Genomic DNA, 25,677 nt, shown 5'->3' with positions numbered 1-25,677 from the left:
GAACCTTTTATAAAAGACCAAAATCTCATCAACAATATGAACGACGCTGCAAGCATCCTAAATTTAAATTTCAATGCCGACCACAGACTCGGTCAAATACAATTAACAATTGAGAGAAAGTTAGCAGATATCAATTTAAGCGAAAGCGAGCGAGAGTTAATGACCTACTTAGAGGCGGTCTTAAAACTTGATCTTTTGAATGGTAACAGTAAAGTAAAGGATATCAATGAACATCGGCCCGGACAGGAAACGTTGGCTGTACTTACGGAAATAACCCCCCAAATTATCAATCCAATCATCCGGGCGTATTTCTATGACATTTTGCAGATCAATAGGAAGGATAAGTTCAGTAATGCTAAAAGATCAATTGAAGCTTACTTGTCACTAACTGCGGAACATGAAAGTTTGAGTGAAAAAAGGGATGTCTACATCCGGATTTTAAGGATTTTATCCGGTTTAGGTAAAGGGAGGACAGCTCTTTTGGAAGAGATCGCAAATCCGATCTGGCAGGACACAATGGACGCAGATATGATGGGTGATTGTTATTCCATTACGAAGTTAAGTGAAGAAATGATTCCCCTTCTTATGGACCAGGAGAAGTATGAATTGTTAACTAATAAAATAAAGCTTGCTGTTCAGCCATTTTTGAGCCTAAGAGAATTTAGGCATTACCGCGAATGCAACCATGTGCTGGCGTTATTATTACCTAACGATTCTTTGACATTCGGGACAGAAGTTGCGAGAGGCTATATTATGGAGGCGGATGAATACCATTCACGGGGTAACGCTCTACTATTTTCGGTAGCTGAGTTATACAAGAAAGGCATTCGAGTTTTCAGCCAATTGAAGATAAAGAGTTCTGAAACTGAGGGACTTCGAACAAAGATGGTCGAGATTCTAAAATTGGCGGCGCAGCAACAGGAAAAAATCGGCCAGTTGCCACCAATACCATTGAAGAAATTAGAATTTGAGATTCCTGACTTTCAACATGTGTTTCAGGGAATATATTGGCTCATCGATCGAGAATTTCCTGTTAAGCAGAAATTCGTCGATGATTTGAAAGATAAAACTGAGGAGTATTTATTTCTCAAGTTCATGGGATCAACTATGACCGATGAAGAAGGAAACACTGTCGCAGTAAGCCCCGATAATGCTGATCTTATTTACAGAGATGCGGCGATGACGAGAGACATACATTGTAAAACATTACTGCGACCGGCTTACGATAAATTTACCGATAAGTTCGCGATAAGCGAGACGGAGATATTTTGGCTGATTGAGAAAAGCAAATTTGTTCCTGAAGACCGAATAGATATTTTCACCCACGGGCTATACCATGGCTTTTGCGGAAATTTTGCCGTCGCGGTTCAATTGTTGATTCCGCAGATCGAAAACGGGTTGCGGCATGTACTCAAAACGCATGGAATAATTACAAAGAAAATTTTGGAAGATATTCAAACTGAGAATAGCCTGGCGTTCTTTTTTAGTCATTTGAAAGAGATTCTTACAGAAGATCTACTATTTGACCTGGAAGGATTGCTAAATGAATCGTTTGGCAACAACATTAGAAACTTGGTAGCCCACGGTAAATATAGCACCTCACGTTTTTTCGCTCCTGCTGGATTTTACACATGGTGGCTTGCATTAAAATTAAGCCTGCAACTTGACAAGTATCTTTTAAAACAATCTGTCTAACTCAGTTTTTAATTGAAACGCCTCCTGTTTATATCACTAATTCCATCAGCTTGTAAACAGGGGGCAAGGGCGACATCCAAATGCAGAAGACAGACTTACTAATGCGCTTGAACGATTACCGAATATTAATAATGATCTTATCTGGGGTTTTGCCTGTATTGGACTTGAATTGTCGGCGGAGCAATTCGGCTTTAATTTTGATAAGCTGCCGTTGACCAATTCTAAAAGATCGCAGTACTACAATTATATTGAACAGAATAAGAGCCGAGTTTAACCGTTTATATAGGTTATTCCCCTTTATTTTTCATTTCAAAATTTATACGCATAGCAAAGGGCTTTGAGACCGGGTCAGAAAGATCGGTAAATGTAGCATAGCTCTTTAACAACGTGTAGTGTTTAAATTTGTCAAAGAAAACCTGATAAGTTTCCTGAGTAATAAAGCCTTTATCGTCCTTGTCTGAGAATGGAATAATGAAGCAGTATTTACTCAAAGCGAAGTGTAACTCTGCAACCGCGAATGGGAATTCCATTTTTTCGCTTGTCCTGATGTATAGCGTAATAGTTGGTTGGTCAATAATCGTATCAAAGAAGAATACTGCGACGGGCGGCAATTTATCGGCGTCGAAGTCTGCGTTGATCCACTTTATCGTTTTTGTAAAATGCTTTAAATAACTACTATCAATTACGCTCAGTGCATACTTGACGAGCGTCCTGTAAATATTTTGTTTGGCGACTTCCTTATTGCTTTCCAAGGTAATTTCCCCGGGCATATCCACCCCCCGACGTTCTTCCGGATCGCCATTATTATTACTATCATAATAATGTAGTTCTAATTTCTCATCGCGAAAGATCTTAAAGTTTTTTCCCTCGTAGTTTTTTGCACCACCCTTGCCTTTAATGCCGTAAATGGCTCTATTAAGAGCAAAGTATTCGATCAAATCCGGTTCAATGGTTGTAGCAAATTTCTGATTGCAATCGTCGCATTCTTCTGTGAGCACTAAGGTTTTATTTCCCAGTGCTTCCGATATGGCATGGGCTTTTTTGGTAAAAGTAACTTCCGGCATGCTCTTACCACAAAATCGACAAACCCTGTTTGCCTTAATTGGTTCTCCGATTGTCTGACGTTTAGCGCCATAAGGAAATAATAGGTAATCTTCCATTAGGTCTTTAAACATATCATTAGTCTGAGCGCTAAGCTGAATGTATCTTTCCTCATCACCCTCCGCAACCAAATAATTATGCAAAGCAATACTTTGCTGTTGTGTAGGTTTGATTTGAGGTATGATAAATAACTGGTCCCCATTTGACAGGCGGCTAATAAAAGATTCTACTCCATTAAGCACTTTCAATTTTGCTTCATGTTGGCTTACAAATGCACGCAAATTACTTCGCATTTCATCCGTCACCACCGTTAATGAAGTGATCGTTCGGGCTTCATAATCAAGCACGCCGGGAAAAATGCCCAAAAACGCCTGAAAAAAATTGTGAATATTGTTTGGATTACGGGTAGCGAGCTTAAATCCAAATGACTCATTCAAGGATTTAAGCAAAAACTCCAACTTAAACTTTTCAGGTTCTGACTTGCTTTCAGTGCTATTTTTATCGGCCATGTCTATTGATTTTGATCAATTAGTTTTCAGGATTTGGCTGAGGCATGATTGCTGCAACATTTGAGGCGAATATTGGATTATCTTTAATATCCGGCAAATCATTCTCCTCAAAGTACGCACGCGAAAAGACTTCGAACCGGGTGAGGCTATTATCAGGTTGATCGACATATTTGCCGAATTCATCAAACAGTTTAAAGATGTCAATCAACTCCCCTGCTAAGTATTGTTCGTGTACCTCAAAATAATTAAGGTTAACAAAGCACACATCATTGATATGTAGGTTTACCCAAGTGTCTTGTTCCAACAATTTGCGGAATTCGAGTCTGAACTTTTTATTAATGCCATCATGGCCAAACGAGCGATCTGTATAAACAATTACCGGATAGATATCGGTCTTAGAAGTGCGATCTAAGCTATCATTAACGACGTCTGTTGTCTCAAGATATTTGACAGCATTATAAAGTTGGGTAATGCCCTTTGGGCTATTGGACTGATTAGCCATAAATTTCTTATTCAGTTCTAAATCGATCGCTGCTGAATCAGCATTTTCTTTAATATCAGCGTTCAATAGCACATCTTTGAACTCTATCAACAGCACCTTATTGACCTTCCTAGCGTAATGATCGCAAAGTTCGCCGCCGTCGATTTTGACAGCCTCATCTCCGTTTAAATTCTTGAATGTGGGGAAGCACCTTAACATTAATGCTCGGAAATATATATCCTCCATAAACTCCTTTCCTTTTACGGAAAGAAAATTACCCCGATAACCGTTTGTTTTAAGGAAGGTGTTGAAACTAAAAAGCTGACCTTTGTAAAGTTTGTCGTTCAAAAAGTTGATGTCCAGTATCAAATATTCTGTAGGCCCAATCTTAAATAATGGTTGTTGCCTTATTGCCGTAAAACTTTTATCGGACTTATAATTTTGCAGTTGACCGTTGATCGCCAATGTGTCAATGAAAGCGATATTGGTAAGTGGCAATAGCTGGGAAAATGAAATCTGCGCTCTGCGATCACCAACAGGACCGTCAATTTCCGCCTGAGCCCAAACCGTCAGCGTATTATAAAAGAGGTCTTTATAATCTTTTACCTGTAAGGAATTATAGTAGCCTTGAACGTAAGGTCTATATACCGTAGAGCTTTCTAAATATTTAAAAAGCTCTACGCCTCTGTTAAGTTGGTTGCTAAAATCCAGATTCGATTCGTAATCGCGCTGGTAAATGAAGTGAGGAAGAAAAATGTCCTCCAATTTGTCCAGTTCAACAGCGGACTGAATTTCTTCCTGAGTTACGGTGAAACGGTTATTGGTTATGCTATTGATAATCAGATAAGCTTTAAGGATATTCTCTGTTTCTATTTCGGAGAGCCTTTGCACGGGACCGTCAACAAAGTTTTCAAAGATCAAATCAAAGAACAATAATGTGGAATGTTCCCAAAAGACCGCTGGCCATTGCCCGTCGGCTTCGACCTGGTTTATGGCTACTAAGAATCGCTGCGAAAATTCAATGTTTGTAAATGAAAGGAAGCTTTTCAGCATTTTGAGCTGTAGTGCCTTCCCTTCCGGCCCTGGTTGTGCCAGATACATGTACAAATTTATGTGGGCAAATTTGTATAGAATGGTGGCGGAATTGATCCCTGCGATCAGTTGTTTAGCTTCTTCTTGCGTACCATCTGTTCCAAATAATTCTTTATAGCTTATTAATACATTTAGATATTTCGGTGTCTGCATCTTATGACAATTGGTTTAAGTCAATCAAATATAATGGTTGGCATTGGTTCTAAATGACGACCTAATAAAAATTACAAATAGCTTAACTTTGCTAAGTTTTTACCTTTTTATTCACCATGGATAAAAGTCAAGAAAAAATCAAAGCGGCTAAAAACGAAGAGGGCATTTACGACAAAAGGTATGTTCCTCTCACTAAAGAATATTTGAAAAACCCTGCTAAAACTGCCAATCTCAAAGATGTAATTGATGGCAGCATTTCACTTGTCGATGCCGATGCCATTACTAATTATTCCGGCGACTTAAGCAAAGCATTAAACAGAGCAATAAGAGGTAATTACCTTGACTTAACAGTTAAGGTTGCAGCCTATGACAAAGCGCTGCTGAAAGCTTTACAATCAGTTCCTCCTTATAATGATCAAACTGTTTACCGGATGACGAAATACGTGGAAGATATAAATTCCTATAAAACCTATTTTGAAAGTAAAAAGGGAAAGGTATTAATCGATCCCTGCTACATGTCGACTTCCAAGGATGAATGGATTTCTGAAAAATTAATCTACGGGATCAAAACGCTCAAATCGGAAAGTAATGCCCGTGATATATCGAGATCAACAAACAATGCCATAGAGAACGAAGTGTTATTTATTAAAGGCACAAAGTTGCTAATAAAGTCAATTGTAGAAAAAGATGACCGGCTAATTGTTGAAATGGAGGAGACGACAGAAGAGGCTGACGAAGTCTTAAACTATAATCGCAATTTAAAGATCGCCAATCAGAAAGAAAAACCAGGTTTGTTTGATTGACAGGTACTATTTCCCTTTACGCTGTTTCCTTGTAGGCGGTTGTTTGATAAGCTCAAAATCAAAATCCGAAAGTTCTTTCGCGTAAACTTTTAAAGCGGGAGCAATTTGAGCTGTATTGCTGATTGAAGTGTTAGTAAAATTCCTTTTTCTATAGTCCCAATCCGTTTAAAGCAAAGCGAGTTCTGTCGACGCTGTCCTCAAACGATACAATTTTCTTTCTTATCTCTGTAATTTTTGCGCAAACCTGCCCTTCAAATTATTGGTTTACGAATGGCTGATGAAATCTTTGCACGAACGAGCAGGCTTGCCAACAAGCACATACAAACTTAGCTGAAATAATCTATCAAATGCTAGTAAACTTCAATGTATAAGTACGATCAAAACGCTATCCCGCATTCTCTTTTATATGTCACATATAAGTTTGCGCAAACGTTTTGGGGGCGTCGAGCTGATGGAACTGGCTGCCGATAAACACTTTACCATTATACGCGTACATCGGACCGGGAAATGCTGCCGTGCCAACCGGGATGACCAATTCGGGTGCGTCATTCGCGAGCGGGAGGCAACACCCTGTATTTCTCCGCAGAGCTTGAAGAGTTTTATGCAGGTTCCATTAGATCCTGCAAACACCAACATTGATCTTCAGCGCGTTACGCCAGTGAGTTGGTAACTACCTCTCGGCGCATTGATTGGCTATTGATCAAATTGGGAATCTGCAATATCAAAAGCGGGTTCAAGGGCTCCGCCTGGCGGAGCCGCCAGCAAGATTATCACGAGTAATATTATTGACAAAAATTACATGGGGATATCTTTGGTTATTTTGCTTTAAGTTTTCAGCAACAAAAAGCTGTTCAAGGCAACGGATTCTTAGACACAATTTTGCCATATTTAATTAAAGTCGAATAATGGATAACTAAACATTATCAATGATTGGCTTATTGCACATTACACTAATTGTTATTTTGGAATAAATTGTACCATCGCAATTTATTACTACCTTTATACAAGTCATTAAAATTCAAGCAGTTGTAAAATATTTGTAAAAATCCGAAATTAACAGCCGTGCAAACTTATAAAAACCGAAAAGTTGATGTTAAATAGATAAGTTTATTTTGCATTCATCTAACTGATTCAAAGATCAAAACGTTTAAATTTGCACAATTCATTGATAGTTCTTATCTTTATTCAATACACTAAGTAGCATAATTTAGGGGTCAATTAGTGGCCATTTGGTGAGCACCCGGTGAGCAGGGCTATATACCAACAAATAGATATCGAATAAGAGCCTGTAACGCTATTTTTAGCGTTCCCTCCGGCTCCACTAATTTACGAATAGAAAGCCTCATTATATATTTAATTGAGGCTTTTTGCTTATATTAGTATCAGTTTTTATCTTCTTCAAGATGAACTTACGATGAGGCCGAAGTGCTTTGTTAGTTTCTTATATTTTACAAACAAACTAATTCTACGTCTTTACACAGACTACATTTTTTCGCAAATGCAACAATTAACGAGTTGTTTGCAAATACTCTTTCACTTATTGGACAGCCTTGTAGTTAATAACTCTCTGAGCAATTAACAACCAAACAAGAATAAAAATTAATAAGAGCTTTACTATTAAAATCTTTAATAGTAAAGGGTATTGATTCTCAGGATTGCTTTGTACTGCTTGTTCAATATTGGTATCTTTACATGATAAAGTATCTCAACTCCTTGATCCTTCAGTATGTCTGTCCAGAAAGCGTTAATTTTTATCAGTCAATATCGTGAGAATGATAAGTTATCAGTTCAATTGATATCCTTAAGTGATGTATTGATACATGCATTTAGCAATGGTTACGAGTTCTCATTAATTGATTTAGAAAAAGCCTTTATGATTGATTGGAAGATGCGATGGGTCAAATATAAAGCGAATGCAAAAACAACTGATGCAGACAGAAGTAAAATCGATTGATCAGTTAAAATCGACCTATAGTACCGAGCAGGTACTAATCATTCTGTTATCAAGATTATACTTCGGTATTCAGCAAGCAAATCATATACATGCTTATTTGAAGTGTACTACAGTCAATTGGCCTGCATTTTACCGTATTGTATGTATAAACAACATCAGGGGTTTTATATATGATGTTGTAATCAACCATCATGTTCAAATAGATAGCTTAATTTTTAACCAGTTAAAAATTGACGCCAGGGTAATTACGCAGAAAAGTTTTTATCAGTTCAAGCTTACACGGCAATTACTTAATGATTTTAAGTCGCTGTCCATTACGGTTATTCCTTATAAAGGAAGCATGCTTGCCAATAATTACTATAAAAATCCATTTTTAAGGGAGAGCTCTGATATTGATTTTCTTGTAAAGGTTGACGATGTCTGCCGCATACGCAGTTATTTAAAACAGAATGGTTATAAACCTAAATTTGATGCAGCCGATAAATATTTACCTTATCTAATTGAAAATTACAAAGAGCTTTCTTTTACCCCCCCTCTTCATACATCAGGATTGAATTGCTCGGTAGAGATTCAATGGCGTTTGTTGGAAAGTTATTTCGGTAATTTTCCAGACTATAATTTTTTTGCCAAAGCATTACGCTGGCAAACTGAGCCTGATGAGATCGGCCTGACCGAAACTTATGATTTTATTTGTACCGCCTCTCATCATCTTATTAAAGAACCTTTATGGAAATTTAAATACTTGATTGATTTGGCATGCATGATACAAACTGCTGGTAACCGATACACCTGGGATGTAATTACTGGCATATTTAAAACATATGGCTATGAGAAGTTCCTGTATTCGGGATTAACAGCCCTTTCGGAAATTTTAGGAATTAATTTCAGTTGTAAAACGTATTCACCAACTTTATACCAGTTATTTCTTATTGAAAAGTATCCGCAAAATTATAACAGGAGTTACCTGCAATTGCTTAAAGTAATTAACTCACACCAAACTTTTAGTCAAAGTTTAAATTTTAATACAAAAGCCCTGTTAAGTATCTTTAAACCCAATTTAAATGATTTAAAGCTTAATCTGCCGGCTTGGGCAGTACCTTTACTGGTACTTACAAAACCTTTCAGAATACTGTATGAACAATCAAATGCCGACCGCAAAAACGATTAAAGAATCTTGTTATAGCGGTTCAGTGCCTCTAGGCATAAACTTGTAGTCAGTTCTTCTGAACCCCACCCTACGGATTGGGCTGCATCGCTGTAATAAAAGCGTCTTCTTACCCAACTGCCATTACTCGCTTGATTTTGTATGATATATTGTATTGAACTTGCTAGCACCTCATTGTAAGAATTAAAATTATATAAAGTGCAAAGTGCAAGGCAAGTGTCCAAAATGCTGTTACCTATGCAGCCATCGGGGTTAATAGATTTCAAAATCCGGTTAATGATCGGCTGCCTTATTGCTTCCAGTTTATCAATGCCTTTTTTATAGTTTCTCGACATAAAATAATATACCGTAAAAACGTTACGGTACCATTTATCACAATCTGCTTCCTGCCGCTGTTGGATAATGCTGATCAGGAAATCAATTATGGGCTGAGTGTTGAAAGAGTCGCCTAAGTAATACAATGCATTAGCATTTACAACCGCATCAACATCTTTTCGGCTGCAGCTATATGTATTCCAAAATTTAAATGAAGCAATTGGCATTGCCAGTTCCTTTAAAACTAAGCGGAGATAAGTGGCGTTAAAATTTAAGTTAGCCCTTAAAGTAAACCAAGTGTAGAGTAGCCCATTGGGTTCAACATTACTAAGTATAGCATTTTTGTTGGGTGGTAAGCTTACTTGCATGGCGCTTAAAAAAGCAGAGGCACAAACTGTATCATCTATATCGCAAGGGCTTACTTTATACAGGGGGTGCCCTTGGACGTAATGCTTCCATACGCTGCCCTGCTCTCTATGTTGCATCAAAAACCGGGCAATGTTGTTTAACATAGCCTCAATTTTGGGGTGTTCCTTAATAGATAGTAGCGCATTTCCGATGAGTATTGATGGGAATATAATCTTATCTTCAATGCACCATAATTTTGAAGGCTTACCAAAGCCAAACATAGGTTCATTGTTAGAAACGTAACAAGTAAAGCTACCATCAGGTAGCTGACTGGCTGCAAGAAACCCAATGCCTTTTTTAATACTTGCAGTAATATGATCAGTTAGGTTCAACGGTATGTGTATTTAACTTCATCCACAAATTACCAAAGCCGAGGTAAGCCTTTGCTTCTAATTGGTGCCCGGGCTGATAGCTAAGCTTAATATGTGATATTAGTTTGCGCAGGTAAGTAAATTCGTGCTCGGGCCGATGCAAGGTTTCTACCCAAAGGTGCTCGGGCCAGGATGCAATGTCACCAGGAAAAATATCCTGAGTCCAATTGAGCACGGCTTCTACTTTTTCAGCCTCACATAACCCCATTATTGTTAGTTCTTCCAAAAACTTTTCAAGAGCAGTTATACTCAGCAACTGATCATTCCAAAAGCATTCAAAACCAACTTTTGGATAAATGTCTGCGCCAATGTCCAGGCACAAGGTAACACGGTCAGCATAATTATGAACCCAGTCAATCCATGATTTCAATTCTGGTGTTATATAAGCATAACCGATCTGCTGTAAAAAGTATATGATTTCATGTGCGGGTATTCTTTTCACGTTAACCCGCAACACATCAATATCCCGCGAAAATAAAATTCCGAGATAGGCTACAAACGCTCCATCCGGACAAGCAGCAATAATTTTATCGAGCAGCGGGTAATAACTGCGCCCGGAGCCGGCTATGTTATTTAACATAGATAAATAGTGCTGTTTGTGGCCAGAAGAAGATAACTTTTGCTCAAGGGAAAAGAAAAGCAACGGCACTTGGTAGCCCGATGGCAGCACATCCAGTTCCAGATAAATTTCGTCGATATATTGGTGATAAGTAGTTGAACTATCGGCCCAGTGCTCAAAAAAATTAATTAATCCGGCCTGTTCTGCCGCCTCAATTTTAATTTCTTCTTTCACCCAGTGCACCAGATTGTCTAAGTCGTCTTCATCTCGGCGCAGGCATAGTTGTAAATCTACCTGTTGTTGCCTGTTCAAACGGCATTCTATTCCTAACCTGGTAATTGGCGGTAGTAATTGGGCGGCTCCTTTCAATAGGTCCAGTTGCGTGGCAGAAACCAAAGCTTCAGGCAACACACCAAAGAAGCCTTCGATCGCTTGTGCAAGTGAGTAAGGTTTAGCAGGCAGGCTCATTGTGGGTAATAACAGTGTTTAAAACAGCTTGGTATACTTCATTTATTCTTGTAATATCATCAGGTGCATAAACTGCATATATAGGTACGTGATCTAGCAGGGTTTTAACTGAATTAAAATACAGTTGAAGATACTTTTTTGAATTTAAACCCGGCAGCATAATTTCATTCATCAGCAGTGTAAAAGCGCTTCCCGATAGTGGCCTGCCAAGTAGGTGCTGTGGCGCGTGTTCGCGAGGCTGCAGCAAATATACAGCGGCCAAAGGCAGCGGTTTGTGACTTTGCATATTATCATTGCTTCCAAAATAATATTTACCATCCATGTGCCGGTCAGGTGTATGGGGTGCATAATTATCTGCATATGTAAAAACACTTTTCAGCTGGTTTGCCGGCAACTGCAAAGCGGCAACGGTAGCTTCCGTTACTTTTAATAGCTGCTCTCCCTGTTCAACATCAAAACCGTTGAGGTGCTGTACAAGTACTCCGTAATCATCACACCAAACCGGCCAGCCTTGCAAACTAAAATAAGCAGATAGCGTTGACTTCCCGGCTCCTTTACGACCTAAAAAAAGTATAATTTTATTGTTTATCCGTATACCCGCCGTATGAAGGCAAAAATAGCCCTGCTGCTGCAGGCAATATTTGGTGATACTGCCCCTGATTAATGCTTGTATAGTTTCAGGGGAAGCGGCTTCCGTGAAGGTGTATTGTACCAATTTGCCATTTGCTGATATTAAGAAGTTTGCTTTATCCGTCAAATCAAAATATTCAAATAGCATGCAAGTATCACCTGTGTCAGCAATGCCTGCAAACGCCTTTTCACCATCACCATTTACGGAGGTGCTACTACTTAGTAAGTTAAATGAAAATGTATTAGTTAGCTTTTTGAACTCAGCATTAGTTACTTGTGTAAAGCTGATATTGTACTGCATAAGTTATTTGATTGACTGCAGGCAGTTCAATACTACCTTATATCGTTGCTGTGTGGTGTAAAGATTTGCTTGTAAGCAAAATGAGGGGGAAGAGAAACGATCATCTCCCTCATTCTGGGAAAAAACTTGAAAAAGTTTTTTTGCATGTAATCTTTAGGAATTGTAGCTGCCAACACCGGCACTGTCAAAACCGTTTGGAGATTGTACCGGGCCAGTATTGGTAACTTCGCCAATTTTACCTAGATCTTTTAAAACAGGCGATTGATAAACTTTCTTTGTGCTGTTTTCTGTTTGCATAAATAAATTGTTTTAAGAGTGTTTTTTATAATTATTTAGTTAAAACAAATATATCACAAATTGTTCCAGGTTAAAATATTAGTTAAAGTATTGATTTTTAAGTAATCTGCTTTTTTCAAATTTGCCGGATCATTTATTACTTCCAGTAGGGCAGGAATATCAATGATAGATTCCAGATAGGTTGGTGGGGATTGCAAGTGTTTATTCAGTAACTCAACAATACCATCATTTTTAAGCTGTTGCAATGGCGACGTACTGTAAGCTAACGTTTTCTGCCGTTGTAAAACTTCTATTGGCAAATAAGGCATCATAGCCAGCCGCATGAGTAACTTATTATACAATAAATGCGGTGGTACACTCTGTATAAAATTAAATAAATCAAGCGAAAAGAAAGGTTGCCTAAATTTCATCTGTAAACCGCTAAAACCAGGGTGACTGATTTCGAACAAAAAAGACCAAAACGGATGTGTGAACATGCCACTTGATAAACGTTGGGGCGAGGCCATAAGCGCTTTTTTACGTGCAAGATAATCTTCTGTAAAAAAGCCAGGTTTAAACCAGGCAGGTACCGCAATGAGCCTTGTCTGCTCGGTTCTCATGTGCTTTTTTATAAAGCTGGTTAAATGCAAAGGTGGGAGCCGCCCGTGGGTTTTTACAAAATTATAGCTGTTGGTTACCAATCGGCCTAATTGTAAACTTTTGATGTGTTGCAGCCATAAAGCCGGCTGGTACTCAAATAGTGGATCGCCTCCGAAACCACATAAGGTGATTCTTGACGCGTTAAGGGTATCGGCAATCATACCACCTTCAGGCGCCGCTACAGTTGCCTCAGCCGGTTCAGGAAACCACGTGGCCTGAGACAACGAACCTTTATTTTTCTCATTGTCGGCCAGATAATGCTTGATGGGAATAACCAAATGTCGGGCAATGCGCTCAGAAAAAAAACCTTCGCTTTCTATTACTGGCAACCCTAAAGTATAATTATAGGCAGTTAACTGAAAATTATCACCATAGCTGTCAGCCATTACCTTTTTACTCACCGCAGTTATAGATGAACTGTCCATGCCCCCGCTTAAATGGCAGGAAATACGCCGGTTACGAATACGGTCAGTTACTGATTGCTTAAACAGCTCTTGGAATTTGTGAGCATAAACTTCGGCAGTAGTGTCAGGTAATGGCGCTGTGCTTTGTGGTAACTGCCAATAAGGGCTGATTGTAAATTTGCCGTGGTGTTTATATACAAGCTGATGCGCAGGCGGAAGTTTATAAATGTCTTTATACACTGTATGCTCAAAACTTTGATTTCTTCCGGCAAAAAAATAATCCAGTAGTACCTGGTGTTGCAGATCCTGCATCAGGCCGGGTACATGCTTTAGCGCCCGGTAGTAGTTGGTAAAGAAAAACCCATGCTCATTTTGGGCATAGTACAGTGGAATAATACCGAAGTGGTCGCGGGCGCAAAATAGGGTTTCAGTCTGCTCATCCCATATCGCAAACGCAAAGTCACCACTCAGGTACTGCATCATTTTTTCGCCCCAGTGCATGTAGGCATATAGTACTATATAGGTATCAGGCGTGCAGGTGTCAATGGCATTAAAGTGCTGGCAAAGCTGCCCGATTAAGCGTTCACGGTTGTCCAGCCGCACATCGCCGGTAATATAGATTTGCTGGTTAACAGTAAATGGCTGCTGCTCACTTTCAGTATCATCAGCTACCCGGAGCCAGCCAAACCGCATATCAGCGTTGGCACTTTTCCAGTTACCTAAATAATCATTACAGCATGAAGCGATTTCTTGCTGGCAGTTATCTAACAGTGCGCTACTAGAGGTTTGAAGGTTCGGGGAAATTAAGCCAATGAATCCGCTCATTTGAATTTCAATGCTGATTGCAATTTGTCAGAAGGTAATACAAAGTAGTTACCGGTGTTTACAGGATGGTCGTTTAATATGATACCTTTTCGCTCCAGCCAAGCGTGTGCATCAAATATTCCTTTTTCAATATTAACACCGATGCGCAAATCTGTACTTACTCCCCGACGGAGTAATGCGTACTGCATAGCCAGCGAACGTGAAAGGCACCGACCCTTTAAAAAAGGCTGTACTTTAATTTCGTTGAACACAGTTGCGTAGCGATCAAGAATTATGAAAGCCGCATCAGCATCAGGCTGTGCAGCAGCAGCAGTAAAAAAGCGGTTTAAAACAGCTTTTGTCTTTTGCAGTCCGACAGTAAGTAGCCCCACCTCAATTAACATCACCAAAAGGCGGCTTTTGTAAACCGAATGCCGGTAGCACTTTAAAGATTGACTTAATAAATTAAAATCTGCTCTCTTGTACATCAACTTACATTAATTAGCTTATTTTTAACAAGGTCTTCAATTAAGCGTGTCATATCTTCTTGCAGCAACTCTTCACTTACTTCATATTCCTGCATCAGTAGCCGGATTACTTTATCAACTTCATGATGTTCGGCCAGTAGTTCCCAAAAGCGCTTGCCGGTTTCATCCAGTTCATAAAAATGTTCGGTGCTTAAATTCATTACCACAAGTTTATCACCCAGTTTCTGGGTCAAAGTATCCTCCAAAATAACAACACTCTTTTCTTTTATATTCATAGTTGCAGATTTATTATTGGCTGAATTAAATTGCTGTATAGTATATGAACTCAAATATCTATGAGTGAGTTTCAAGAAAATAAATTATATAAATAATGTTCAATCATTGAGACATTTTACAGCTAAAGCAGTTTAGGCTAAGATCTGGAATGGAGTTAAAAATATTCAACAAATCTCTGTATATAACTCGTTTTTAATTAAATAAAAATTATTGTCTATAATCTATATTTACTTACAATTCTATCTAAAAATAGGAATGGGAGATTTATTAATTACTATATTAAAACGTATAAGCTGCTTCGGAAGCTAAATAATTTAAGCAGTTCAGAAGCAGATTTCTATTACATTAGCCCTTAATGCATTAATTGTTTTACTGAAAATCAATCAAGCAGTTGCTCTTTGGTAGATGCTTTATTCGTAGCACTTTGTCTTGTGCCTGAGAATGGCGGTGTAAACATTCTCTTTTTCCTGGCTCAATATTGCAGCTTTAAATGCCTATCCATTTAAACCGGTTGGCTCATTCAAGAAGTACCCCGATGCTGTTTTACGGTATTCCGGTTGGTTGCATACCCCATTTACCCAACTGGCTATATTATTGATGCTTTGGTAGTAGATGAATTTAAAGGTTCAATATTGTCATTCATCTATGATATTGCAAGGCTAAGCCCACTGAACATTTATATACACTCGGAAAAAATCTGCCTTTGGCTTTTGCCTACATATAAAAAAGCAATACACTTCTTTCTTTGCTGCTTATCGCAATTATTATAAGAATACGTTATTTTTCATTTTATTACGAATGCGATATGCTTTTTACGTAAGATTTCAGTTTTGTAATATCAGGATATATAGCAATTCGATGGCTTCTTACCATGTAAGGTGCAACGAGTGCTTTATTACCTGTTTGTACACGGATAGCATCTGATGGCTTAGCAGGCATATGACAATCAATACAATTGTTTAATATTGCGCTTCCAAGCTTAGGAAGCATTTTACAAAATTTGTGGTCTGTAGTGCTATGGCATTGCATACAGCGTTTCGAATACATAGCTAAATTATCACGTTCTTGCTGGTGGGTGTTATGACAGGTAGCACAATCCATACTGCTCTTGATAAAGCAGGCACTGGCGGCAAGCATTTGGGTTTGATTGCCATGCACATCCAAAGTGGCTGGATTAGTGTGTTGCTGTACAAAATCCGGCTCCTGATAGGTGGCTAGAGTATCGCCGGGTTTAAAATAAAAAGTAGATTTGTACATTGCGCCTTTATTACCCGAATGACAAACCGCACACATATCAACTTTTTGCGCTCTGGTAAGTTTACTGTAACGCGCAATGTACATCCCATTCTTTAAACCGGGATAGGCATTGTGGTAATTCACGTGATTAGCAGCAGGGCCATGGCAACGTTCACAGTCGATGTTTAATATTAACGAGCTTTTATTGTATTTCGTAGAAGAATGCATGGTATACGTTTGTGTTGAAGCTTCGCTTACAAATGAGCTATGGCACTCGAAGCAGCGCTTAACAATCATACGACTATAATTGGGTTGACCGGCTGCATACCCAGGACTATTAGTCCATTGATGTAAACGTTTGAAGTAAGAGACTGGTAATTCGTAAAGCTCATTTCCTTTCCAATATAAATAAGTTTCCGCCTTTACGCCTCCAAAAACTAAATCTATTCGCTCAGTATGCAGGCGCTTGCCATCCCTATAAGCAGCTTGATAAAATCCTGATTTGCACTTCTGCATTACAACTTCAAAACCGTCATTATATAAAACACTATTATTGCCCGCCTCAAAGCTACCACTCACTGATTTACTGCTTGCCAGTTGTACAGATTGAAAATGCGCTGTATGTAAATAATTCGAGTAAATATCCTTGTGGCATTGTATGCAGGTTTTTGAACCTGCATACAATATACCACGCGGATCTTTAGATGGAAGGTCTGTAAAACATTGCGAAAAAATTAACATGACAGGCAACATAAATATTGCTGCATATAATATTAATCTGCCTTTATTCATGTAAACTAAGGTAATCTAACACAAGTAATTTATTCTTATAGAGCCTTTAGTGTTACCAGATAAATGTAGCTACAGCACCGGCATTCAATACCGGGCTTACCAATTTGTTATTGAACTTAATATTAAAATTCTGTGAAGTAGAGCTGTTATTCAATACAATTAGTACTTTTTTTCCATCTGGCGTTTTAAATGCCACATTAGGTAAATTACTAATTACTGTTGAGGCAATACGCACAGAACCTGGCCGAACGAATTTGGAAGCATGGGCAATTATATAATATGATACATTACGACTTGTATTATTATTTGAAATAGTAAGTGCTCCTTGGCAGGTAGTGCATCCGCCGTTGGTATGAGGACCTGTATTTGCATCAGCAGCCAGGTTCCATTCAATTACATTGCGGCTCCAGTTACGCGTAGCGCCAATAATGAGATTATTAATGTGCCATTGCAAATCACCACTAAAGCTGCCTGTTGATGATGTCCACTGTTCAGTAAAGTAAATGTTTTTATTTGGAAAGGCACTGTGCAGAGGTGCAAGCGCATCTATTGTACCTACGTACAAATGAAAAGCAGAACCATCCACGTATTGACTAGTCACCGGATCGCTCAATAAAATTATTGGGTAATCTATCCGATCAGTATTATGATCGTAACAGATTATTTTGGTATTTATACCTGCATTTCTAAATGCCGGCCCTAAATTATTTTTTATGAAGGAGTTCTGCTCATCAGCCTGCATCACCATAGCCGGATTATTAGTAGGATTTAAGGGCTCATTCTGTGGTGTAATTGCATCGATGGTTATGCCTTCCGCCTTCATGGCCTGGATATATTTTACAAAATATTGTGCGTAGACTCCATAATATTGTGTTTTCAAGCTTCCGCCTGAATAACTTCCATTACTTTTCATCCAGGTCGGAGCAGTCCAGGGACATGCTAAAATTTTAATGGAAGGATTGAGCGCAATGATCTTTTTTAATACGGGAATTAAATCGGCTCGCTCTTTATCAATATTAAAATAATTCAGATTAGGATCTTCATTAACTGTTGCCGGCAGCTCATCATAAGTAAAAGCTGTAGCACTTAAATCAGATGCTCCAATACTTATCCGAAGATAACTGATGCCAATATAAGTGCTGTCTGTTGTGAACAGTTCTTTCAATAAGTTGTTCTGCTGGTCGGCACTCAAACTGTTGATTAAACTGGCGCTCCCTCCCGTTAAAGTAAATCCGAATCCATCAATACTTTGGTATGTTTGGGTGGTATCTACTACAATAGTTGGATTATTGTTTACTTCCGTTGAAAAATTTAAGCCTACATTTTGTTTAGCAAATTGTACTGTCCGATCAGGCATCGTAAGCCACAACGCCACATCAGATTTACCAGTGGTAACCGGTGGTTTATTTTGACTGATTGGTTGTTCATTATTGCTATCACCTTTCTTTTTACAACCGAACTGCACCAGTATCAATACGATCAATAAATTTAAAATTAGCCCCGGTTTATGTGTATATTTCATAGGAAAATGTTTGAGATGAGAAAAAGGTAAAAACAGGATTTGAAATGATACAAAATCGTAATTATTATTTGTCGTTGGGTAGCTTTTGCGGGTTATAGTAATTTGCATCAACAGCTGCTGGGTGATGCCTCAAAGGCTGAATATTGAAGAGCAGCCATCTGGTACTATTTTTAATACCAATAGCTTGAAATCTACACGCTTGCTACTATATTTTAAATACCTGCGATTAGTTTGTGAGCATCTTGTAATAATGAACGTAATCAATCTGCATTGCAACAGGAAAAATTTTATCATCAACTCCTTTGACACCACCCCAATCTCCGCCTACAGCTAAATTGAGCATTATATGAAAAGGCTTATCAAAAGGCCAGGTTGCAAATGAGCCTTTTCCATCATTCAAAAAGGTAAAAACAATTTGATCATCATAATAGCCTTTTATGCTTTCAGGTGTCCAATCCATACGGTATAAATGGTATTCTGCCATGGCACTTGGAATATAAGCTGTGCTTGTCTTCGAATTTGTAGCATAGTTGGCTTGATCATGAATACTGAAGTGAACGTTACCCGGATCATACCCAACATGTTCCATAATATCTATCTCTCCTGAATTGGGCCAGCTGCCATAAGCATAATCGTTAGGCAACATCCAAATGGCGGGCCATGTACCTAAACCTGCAGGAATTTTTGCCCTTACTTCAACACGACCATATAACAAATTAGCAGGCGCTTTTGAAACCATACGGGCAGATGTATAATTCATGCCCGCCATAGGTTCTTTCTTTGCTATGATATTCAACATACCATTTCTAACCACAGCATTATCGGTTGTATTAGTATAGTATTGTAACTCGTGGTTTCCCCATCCGCTGCCACCTACATCATAACCCCACTTGGAAGCGTCGGGTGCGCCATCTGCATTAAAATCATCCGACCAGGATGGGGTACTTTCGAAAGTGTAATTTTTGGGTGCTTGTTGAATTGGCACAAAATCGGGTAGTGTATCGCTCGTCTTTTTTGAGCATGATAAAACACTTAATATAATAGCGGAACCTGTAATTAGTATTGTTATCTTCATTTACAAAAAAATAAAAGCCGCCTGCTTTGCAGGCGGCTTGTGAAATATAATTAATTTACTCCCCTAAGCTCAACATTGCTAAAGGATATTCCAGTAGTTCCTAAATTAGCACCACCGCTTTTAATCACTAAGTATACTACACCAGAATTTTTGAAAGTAATTGTATTTCCTGGACCGTCACAACTTAAAGAAGATAATTTGCCGCTAAAATTGGACTTTCCGCAACCTGACCATGTGTTTAACGAAATCAGTTTACCCCCTGAGCTATAATCCTGGCCATCTTTTGGTACATCAGTACCTACATAAACTTCAAACCAGGTATCAGTTGCACCGCTTCCTGAAACAACCATATCCACTTTGTATTTTTGGCCTGCAACCACGTTGATTGGTTGATAAACAGCAGCATGACCACTATTTCCGCCAATGGCAACCATTTTACCATTAGTCATAGTCATTGTTACACCTGGTGAGATAGTAATATGTTTCCAGTAAGCATCATCACCGGTTTGCATTTTTGCGCCTAAAACCAGATTGCCTGATTTTGGGTCAGAGTTGGCTATGGTGATATCTTTTGAAGACGTTTTTACTGTACCTCCTGCTCCTGAAACGGATAGTGTCACTGTATATTTGCCAGCATCAGGGAAAAACGCGGTATCAATTGAACTTCCTTTGTTTGAGCCACCACCATCACCTAAATCCCACTTGTAGCTGGTTACGCCCGCTTCATCTGCTTTTAAAATATAGTAATTAGGCTTATTAGCTAATGGGGTAGCAGTGAATGAAGATGAAAGGTTCGGTGCATCCAAACCATTACCGTTACCAAATTTTTCAGGTTTACAACCGGCATAAATGCCGGCTGTAAGCGCACATGCTAATAATGCACATGCTTGTTTCTTTCTAAGTTTCATATTTTAAAATACATTAATTAACTAAGGTAAATTATAATGTTCCTCCCCACTCTTTGCTTTGCTTTATTTGTGTGTTATTTAGCTCAGACATAGGTATAGGTAATATCTCGTTTTTGCCGGCTACAAATCCTCTTGATCTAAGTACATTTGCAGCATCACCCCATCTTACTAAATCAAACCATCTGTGGCCTTCACCCGCCAGTTCGGCGCGTCTTTCACTTTTAATGGCATCCAAAGTTGCTGGTAATGCATGGGTAGTACCGTCTCTATAAGCACGTGTATGAACAGCAGTCATTAAAGCAGCAGCGCGGCTCATATCGCCTCCGCCTTTAATTATAGCTTCTGCTTCCATCAGGTACGTATCTGCCAGGCGGATTTCATAAATGTTTTGAGGGTAATTTAACACTGCATCTCCACCTCCGGTTGTTTTGTCGGCAGTATGACCGGCAAATTTGTTGATAAAGTAGCCTGTATTCATGTAGCCTGGTGTATAATTAGCAATACCCGCTTTTTTCAAACTATCCAAGTTAGCCACAGTAGCAGCATTACGCGGATCATTGTGAATAAAGTTAAAGAAATCAACAGTAAAAGGCAAAAAGCTGTAACCCGCAATATAATCGGGCGCTCCTGCTTTAAGTTGTGTGTAATCACGCGGGTTTACCATTACATTCAGTATGTTGCCTTCAGTACATGCAGTACATCCCCAGTTACCTCCTGATTGCGAAGAGTGAGCTACTTCAAGAATAGATTCGCTATTAAATTTATTTTTCGTTTTCCACAAATCTGCAAAGTTGCTTTGCAATTGATAGCCATAAGTAGCATTTAACTGCCCCGGGGTACCATTTACTTCTTTAAGTTCAGTTGCAGCATTAGCCCATTTTTGTTCATATAAGTAAACTTTACCTAATAGCGCATGCGCAGCACCTTTTGTTATTCTGCCACCATCAGTTGTAACATTAACTGTATTAGGCAGATTAGACTCAGCGATAGCATCTTTTAAATCCTGCTCTATCTGAGCATATACAGCTGCAGGTGTAGCTTGCGGCACATTAAACACTTGGTCGGCTGCTACTGGCGTAGTTAACAATGGTACATTTTTGAACAGCCTAACAAGGTCAAAATAAAAATATGCCCTAAGCGCTTTAGCCTCGGCTGCATATCTCTTCTTAGTATTTTCGTCCATTGGAACGCTGGGAAGTTTTGACAGCAAAAAGTTTGCCCTAAACACACCTGAAAAACCAGCCCGCCATAATTCGTTAGACGGACCTTGAGCAGAATTCAATGTATAATTAGACATTACTTGCAAATCGGTAACATCTGTCGCACTACCACCACCAGCATAATGGTCATCAGAGGCGGCATCCATAGCACCTTCTTTGGTTACCAAACCTCCGCCCTGCCAGCCTACCACATCATATATAGCTATCAAGCCATTAAAAGCTTCTGTTTGGTTTGTGTAATAGTTTGACTCCAAATCAGTGCCTTTAGGTTTTACGTCTAAAAAGCTGCGTTTGCAGGAAACTACTGCAACTGTTCCTGCTACAGCACAAATTGATAAATATTTTATATGTCTTTTCATTATTTAATTATTAAAATCCTACACTTAAACCAACCAGGAAGGTACGCGCCTGAGGATAATAACCACGGTCAACACTGCCGCTGATATCAGGATCGTATCCGTCATATTTAGTTAACGTAATTAAGTTTTCGCCGCTCACATACACACGTGCTCTCTGCATGCCAACATGGCCAATTAATGATTTAGGCAAAGTATAACCTAACTGGATAGTTTTGAAGCGCAGGTATGAGCCATTTTCAAGATAAAAGCTTGAGTTTCTGTTAAAGTTACCATCCGGGTCGCCATCTACCAATATCGGGTAAGTATTAGAAGTACCCGGGCCTGTCCATCTGGTTAACGCTCTGGTGTTATAATTAGCATTGGTGATATCCAAACGACGCAAGCCCTGGAATATTTTATTACCTGCCTGACCTTGTGCGAACACTAAAAAGTCGAAGTTATTATATGCTGCCGTGAAAGTAAAACCAAACTGCCATGATGGGAATGGATTACCAATATAATTACGGTCGGCATCAGTAATCTGACCATCTCCGTTTATGTCAGCAAACTTAAAATCACCTGGTCGTGCGTTAGGTTGTATCCGGGTACCTTTGCTTGAAACGTACGTATTAATATCCGACTGAGTTTGGAAAATACCCAAGTTTTCATATCCAAAAAATGCGCCATAGGGCTGGCCAACAGTAGTTCTGGTTATGCCACCCTGAATGTTTTGGAAACCAGCACCATCTAAGTATTGCTGAGCATTACCCAAATAGGTAACTTCGTTCTTCAGGTGGCTCACGTTACCGTCAAAACCAAGTTTAAATTTACCAACATTACGGTGATAACCTATAGACAATTCCTGGCCGGAATTGCTCATATCGCCTACGTTGGCTGCCGGGTTAGAAATTGCGCCTGTGTAAAACGGAATAGGCGGATTTTGAAGAATTCCTGTAGTTTTCTTCTTAAACCACTCTAAGGTAATCGTAAAGTCATTGAATAAAACCGCATCTATACCAATGTTGGTTTGAGCCGTTTGTTCCCACTTCAGGTTAGGATTAGATGGTGCGTTGGGGCTGTAACCAATTAAATAGGTATCTCCTGTTCCAAAGCTGTAATTACGGCCACTACCAATTGTAGAAAGGAACGCATTATCAGCAATCGCATCACTACCAACTACGCCATAGCCACCTCTTACTTTCAAGAAATCAACCACTTTGTTTTCTGGCCAGAAACTTTCTTTGGTAGGTACCCATCCCAATGAGAACGATGGGAAGTTACCATACTTATAATTTGCACCAAATCTTGATGATCCGTCTCTTCTAATAATACCTTGAAAAATGTATTTTTCCTGGTAGTCATAATTTAAACGTGCAAACAATGAGCTCACATGGTGCTCTTGGCCTTCGCTACCATTAGCTATTCTTTGCGTAGCTGGTATGTTATAGTTTAATGAAGCATCATTAAAGGTATTAACCGGTAAATTGTAATAAACTGCTCCTGTACTATAACTGTTATTGTCACTGTAAGCGCCCTGACCTAACAATACGTTAAGGTTGTGCTTACCGAACGTTTTGGTATAGGAAACAGTATTTTCTAAATTCCAGTTAGTTAAGCGGGTAGATTGACGATTGTAATTATTTTGCGAAGTAATGGTCGATGAGTTTAGATAAGACACCGGTGTAAATGCTTCGCTACCATAAAATGAAAGTTTTGTACCCAGTGTAGAACGGAACTTTAAACCTTTGATGGGTTCAACTTCTGCATATGCATTACCCACTATGTTATGTGCCCAATTATAATTACCTAAACGGGTTTGAATGTAAGCCAGCGGATTGTTAATTTCCTGGCCAACATTGCTTGAAATTGCATATGGGTAACCTTGTGCATTGCGTACAATTCCGGTATTATTGTATGGGCTTTGTGATGCAGCATTTGCATCTGTTATTAAAACAGGAGTTGTAGGATCAAGATTAATAGCTGAACTTAAAGGACCACCAAATTCACTGTTGGTATTTCCAACTGCTAAGGTTTTGTTATAAGTATAACCTATATTTTCACCAAAAGTTAACCATTTAGCTGGTTTGTAGGTTTCATTAACCCTGAAGTTTATCCTTTTGTATTGTGAAATTGGAGAGGCAACTATACCCTTTTGATCTAAATAGCCAAAAGATGTGTAAAAAGTAGATTTATCGCCACCACCGCTAACGCTCAACTCATGATTTTGCTTAATTGCACTATTGTTAAAAATTTGCGATTGCCAATCGGTGCCCTGTCCTAATGACGCTGGATTAGCGAATTTAACGGCACCTCCGGCATTTACGCTTGACTCATTACGCAGTGTAGCATACTGGGTAGCGTTCAACAAATCAAGCTTACGGGCTGGTGCTTGTGTACCTACCCAACCGGAATAATTGATTTGCAAACGGCCTGACTGACCTTTTTTAGTAGTTACTAAAATTACACCCGCAGCAGCACGTGTACCATAAATAGCTTGCGAAGCAGCGTCTTTTAATACTTCTATAGATTGAATATCTGATTGGTTAAGGTAACCAATACCACCGTTGTCTACTACTACACCATCAACTACCCATAGCGGATCGTTATTGTTAAATGATGTAATACCACGAACGCGAACTGAGCCACCATCACCTGGCTGACCACTGCTGGTACCAACGGTTACCCCTGCGGTGCGGCCCTGAAGTATTTGCTCAATACGAGTAACTGGCTGATCTTCGAACTCCTTTGCGGTTACGCCTGCTATTGCACCGGTGGTAACACTTTTACGCTGTGTTCCGTAACCAACCACAACAACGTCATTCAAGCTATTGGTAGTTTCGGTTAATGTAACATTAACCACAGATTGATCTCCTACTGCCACAGCTTGATTGGTAAATCCTACAAATGAAAATATCAATGTTGCATTTGGAGGTGTAGAAATTTTGTATTTGCCATTGATATCTGTAGCTGCAGCGCTTGAAGTTCCGCGCACACGCACAGTTACCCCCGGAAGAGACTGACCAGACTTATCAGTGACTGTACCGGTAATGGTGCTTTGCGCACTGGCTATACCAATACAGCCAAGTAGTAAAAAGAAAAAGAGAGTAAGTTTCCTTCTCATGGATTAAAATTAAATTGATTGTGAATTTGAAAAATTATTATTGTTAATAATGCTATTACAGCATAGCGCAAGAGCAATAAAAGTTTATCTTATGTTTTTACATGCATAATTTAAAAGTTTAAAATGATTTACCTTTTGTTTGTCTGCCTGAAGTGCCAGGCAGTAATTGGTTGCGCAAATGTATATAATTAAGGCCTAATCATATAAGAGATTATATAACCAGTTGTAAATAAGACTTTTACAAATTTGCCAATATATTTAATGGACAAGAGCAAAATTTGTTATTTAATTAATAGTCAATACTTTATGTCTTTAAAAAGCATCTAGGAAATAAATTAACGCTCTTAATTAACTTTAGAAATTAAGTTAAATACAATAGGTTTTTAGTTGTTTTTTCTTTAAAAAAACCGCCATTGATATCTGTTATTTTTTTGAATCATGAGAGGGAAGGTTGTTCTTTTTTCCTGGTTCACCCGGTATTATTTACCCCCCAAGAATTGGTAAGATTTTGAAATGCTTTGGTGGAAGTTTTGAACAATGCCCTGCTGAAAT

18 protein-coding genes are annotated in these 25,677 nt (G+C 38.9%); 3 read left to right on the top strand and 15 right to left on the bottom strand.

The window, feature by feature from the left end:
- The first annotated feature begins 36 nt into the window (after positions 1-36).
- Complete coding sequence (locus tag ACYVNW_RS02930) at positions 37-1,695, top strand: DUF4209 domain-containing protein (RefSeq protein ID WP_460678347.1); 1,659 nt, start codon at positions 37-39, stop codon at positions 1,693-1,695.
- 287 nt (positions 1,696-1,982) lie between these two features.
- Here the strand turns inward: ACYVNW_RS02930 and ACYVNW_RS02925 are convergent, their stop codons facing one another.
- Both ACYVNW_RS02925 and ACYVNW_RS02920 read right to left on the bottom strand, forming a co-directional pair.
- On the bottom strand, positions 1,983-3,305 hold the full coding sequence (locus ACYVNW_RS02925; RefSeq protein WP_460678346.1) for an HNH endonuclease: 1,323 nt from the start codon (positions 3,303-3,305) through the stop codon (positions 1,983-1,985).
- Between the two features lie 19 nt (positions 3,306-3,324).
- Positions 3,325-5,031 carry a hypothetical protein gene (locus ACYVNW_RS02920; RefSeq protein WP_460678345.1) on the bottom strand — a complete coding sequence of 569 codons (1,707 nt, stop codon included), beginning with the start codon at positions 5,029-5,031 and terminating at the stop codon, positions 3,325-3,327.
- A 116-nt stretch (positions 5,032-5,147) separates the two neighbouring features.
- Here ACYVNW_RS02920 and ACYVNW_RS02915 point away from each other — a divergent pair, with 116 nt between their 5' ends.
- Together ACYVNW_RS02915 and ACYVNW_RS02910 are read left to right on the top strand one after the other, a co-directional pair.
- A complete protein-coding gene (locus ACYVNW_RS02915) occupies positions 5,148-5,834 on the top strand; it encodes an ADP-ribosyltransferase (RefSeq protein ID WP_460678344.1) in 687 nt (228 codons plus the stop codon).
- A 1,913-nt stretch (positions 5,835-7,747) separates the two neighbouring features.
- The gene (locus ACYVNW_RS02910) at positions 7,748-8,956 is read left to right on the top strand and encodes a nucleotidyltransferase family protein (protein WP_460678343.1); all 1,209 of its coding nucleotides are present in this window, start codon (positions 7,748-7,750) and stop codon (positions 8,954-8,956) included.
- Here ACYVNW_RS02910 and ACYVNW_RS02905 read toward each other — a convergent pair.
- The 13 genes from ACYVNW_RS02905 to ACYVNW_RS02845 all read right to left on the bottom strand — a co-directional run bounded on the left by ACYVNW_RS02905 (position 8,953) and on the right by ACYVNW_RS02845 (position 25,125).
- Positions 8,953-10,008, bottom strand: coding sequence for a prenyltransferase/squalene oxidase repeat-containing protein (locus ACYVNW_RS02905; RefSeq protein WP_460678342.1), 1,056 nt, complete (start codon positions 10,006-10,008; stop codon positions 8,953-8,955). The genes ACYVNW_RS02910 and ACYVNW_RS02905 overlap by 4 nt on opposite strands.
- Positions 9,995-11,074 carry a hypothetical protein gene (locus ACYVNW_RS02900; protein ID WP_460678341.1) on the bottom strand — a complete coding sequence of 360 codons (1,080 nt, stop codon included), beginning with the start codon at positions 11,072-11,074 and terminating at the stop codon, positions 9,995-9,997. Before ACYVNW_RS02900 ends, ACYVNW_RS02905 begins: the two co-directional genes overlap by 14 nt.
- A complete protein-coding gene (locus ACYVNW_RS02895) occupies positions 11,058-12,005 on the bottom strand; it encodes a hypothetical protein (RefSeq protein ID WP_460678340.1) in 948 nt (315 codons plus the stop codon). Before ACYVNW_RS02895 ends, ACYVNW_RS02900 begins: the two co-directional genes overlap by 17 nt.
- Positions 12,006-12,158: 153 nt before the next feature.
- Positions 12,159-12,302, bottom strand: coding sequence for a hypothetical protein (locus ACYVNW_RS02890; protein WP_460678339.1), 144 nt, complete (start codon positions 12,300-12,302; stop codon positions 12,159-12,161).
- A 53-nt stretch (positions 12,303-12,355) separates the two neighbouring features.
- Complete coding sequence (locus tag ACYVNW_RS02885; RefSeq protein WP_460678338.1) at positions 12,356-14,170, bottom strand: asparagine synthetase B family protein; 1,815 nt, start codon at positions 14,168-14,170, stop codon at positions 12,356-12,358.
- Positions 14,167-14,637: a lasso peptide biosynthesis B2 protein gene (locus tag ACYVNW_RS02880; RefSeq protein WP_460678337.1), complete on the bottom strand. Its 471-nt coding sequence runs from the start codon at positions 14,635-14,637 to the stop codon at positions 14,167-14,169. The genes ACYVNW_RS02885 and ACYVNW_RS02880 overlap by 4 nt, the downstream gene beginning before the upstream one ends.
- Positions 14,637-14,912, bottom strand: a complete 276-nt coding sequence (locus ACYVNW_RS02875) for a PqqD family protein (protein WP_460678336.1) — start codon at positions 14,910-14,912, stop codon at positions 14,637-14,639. The genes ACYVNW_RS02880 and ACYVNW_RS02875 overlap by 1 nt, the downstream gene beginning before the upstream one ends.
- A gap of 793 nt (positions 14,913-15,705) precedes the next feature.
- Entirely contained in the window at positions 15,706-16,941 is a 1,236-nt protein-coding gene (locus tag ACYVNW_RS02870) for a multiheme c-type cytochrome (RefSeq protein WP_460678335.1), read from the bottom strand.
- Between the two features lie 52 nt (positions 16,942-16,993).
- A complete protein-coding gene (locus tag ACYVNW_RS02865) occupies positions 16,994-18,571 on the bottom strand; it encodes a glycoside hydrolase family 30 protein (RefSeq protein ID WP_460680989.1) in 1,578 nt (525 codons plus the stop codon).
- A 118-nt stretch (positions 18,572-18,689) separates the two neighbouring features.
- The gene (locus ACYVNW_RS02860) at positions 18,690-19,538 is read right to left on the bottom strand and encodes a glycoside hydrolase family 16 protein (RefSeq protein ID WP_460678334.1); all 849 of its coding nucleotides are present in this window, start codon (positions 19,536-19,538) and stop codon (positions 18,690-18,692) included.
- 50 nt (positions 19,539-19,588) lie between these two features.
- A complete protein-coding gene (locus ACYVNW_RS02855) occupies positions 19,589-20,446 on the bottom strand; it encodes a PKD domain-containing protein (RefSeq protein WP_460678333.1) in 858 nt (285 codons plus the stop codon).
- Positions 20,447-20,477: 31 nt separating this feature from the next.
- Positions 20,478-22,025: a RagB/SusD family nutrient uptake outer membrane protein gene (locus tag ACYVNW_RS02850; RefSeq protein ID WP_460678332.1), complete on the bottom strand. Its 1,548-nt coding sequence runs from the start codon at positions 22,023-22,025 to the stop codon at positions 20,478-20,480.
- 10 nt (positions 22,026-22,035) lie between these two features.
- Positions 22,036-25,125, bottom strand: a complete 3,090-nt coding sequence (locus ACYVNW_RS02845; protein ID WP_460678331.1) for a SusC/RagA family TonB-linked outer membrane protein — start codon at positions 25,123-25,125, stop codon at positions 22,036-22,038.
- Between the last annotated feature and the right edge of the window lie 552 nt (positions 25,126-25,677).

Source organism: Mucilaginibacter koreensis (assembly GCF_054783355.1).
The sequence above is the reverse complement of the archived record's forward strand: the minus strand, read 5'-3'. Positions and strand labels throughout refer to the sequence as shown.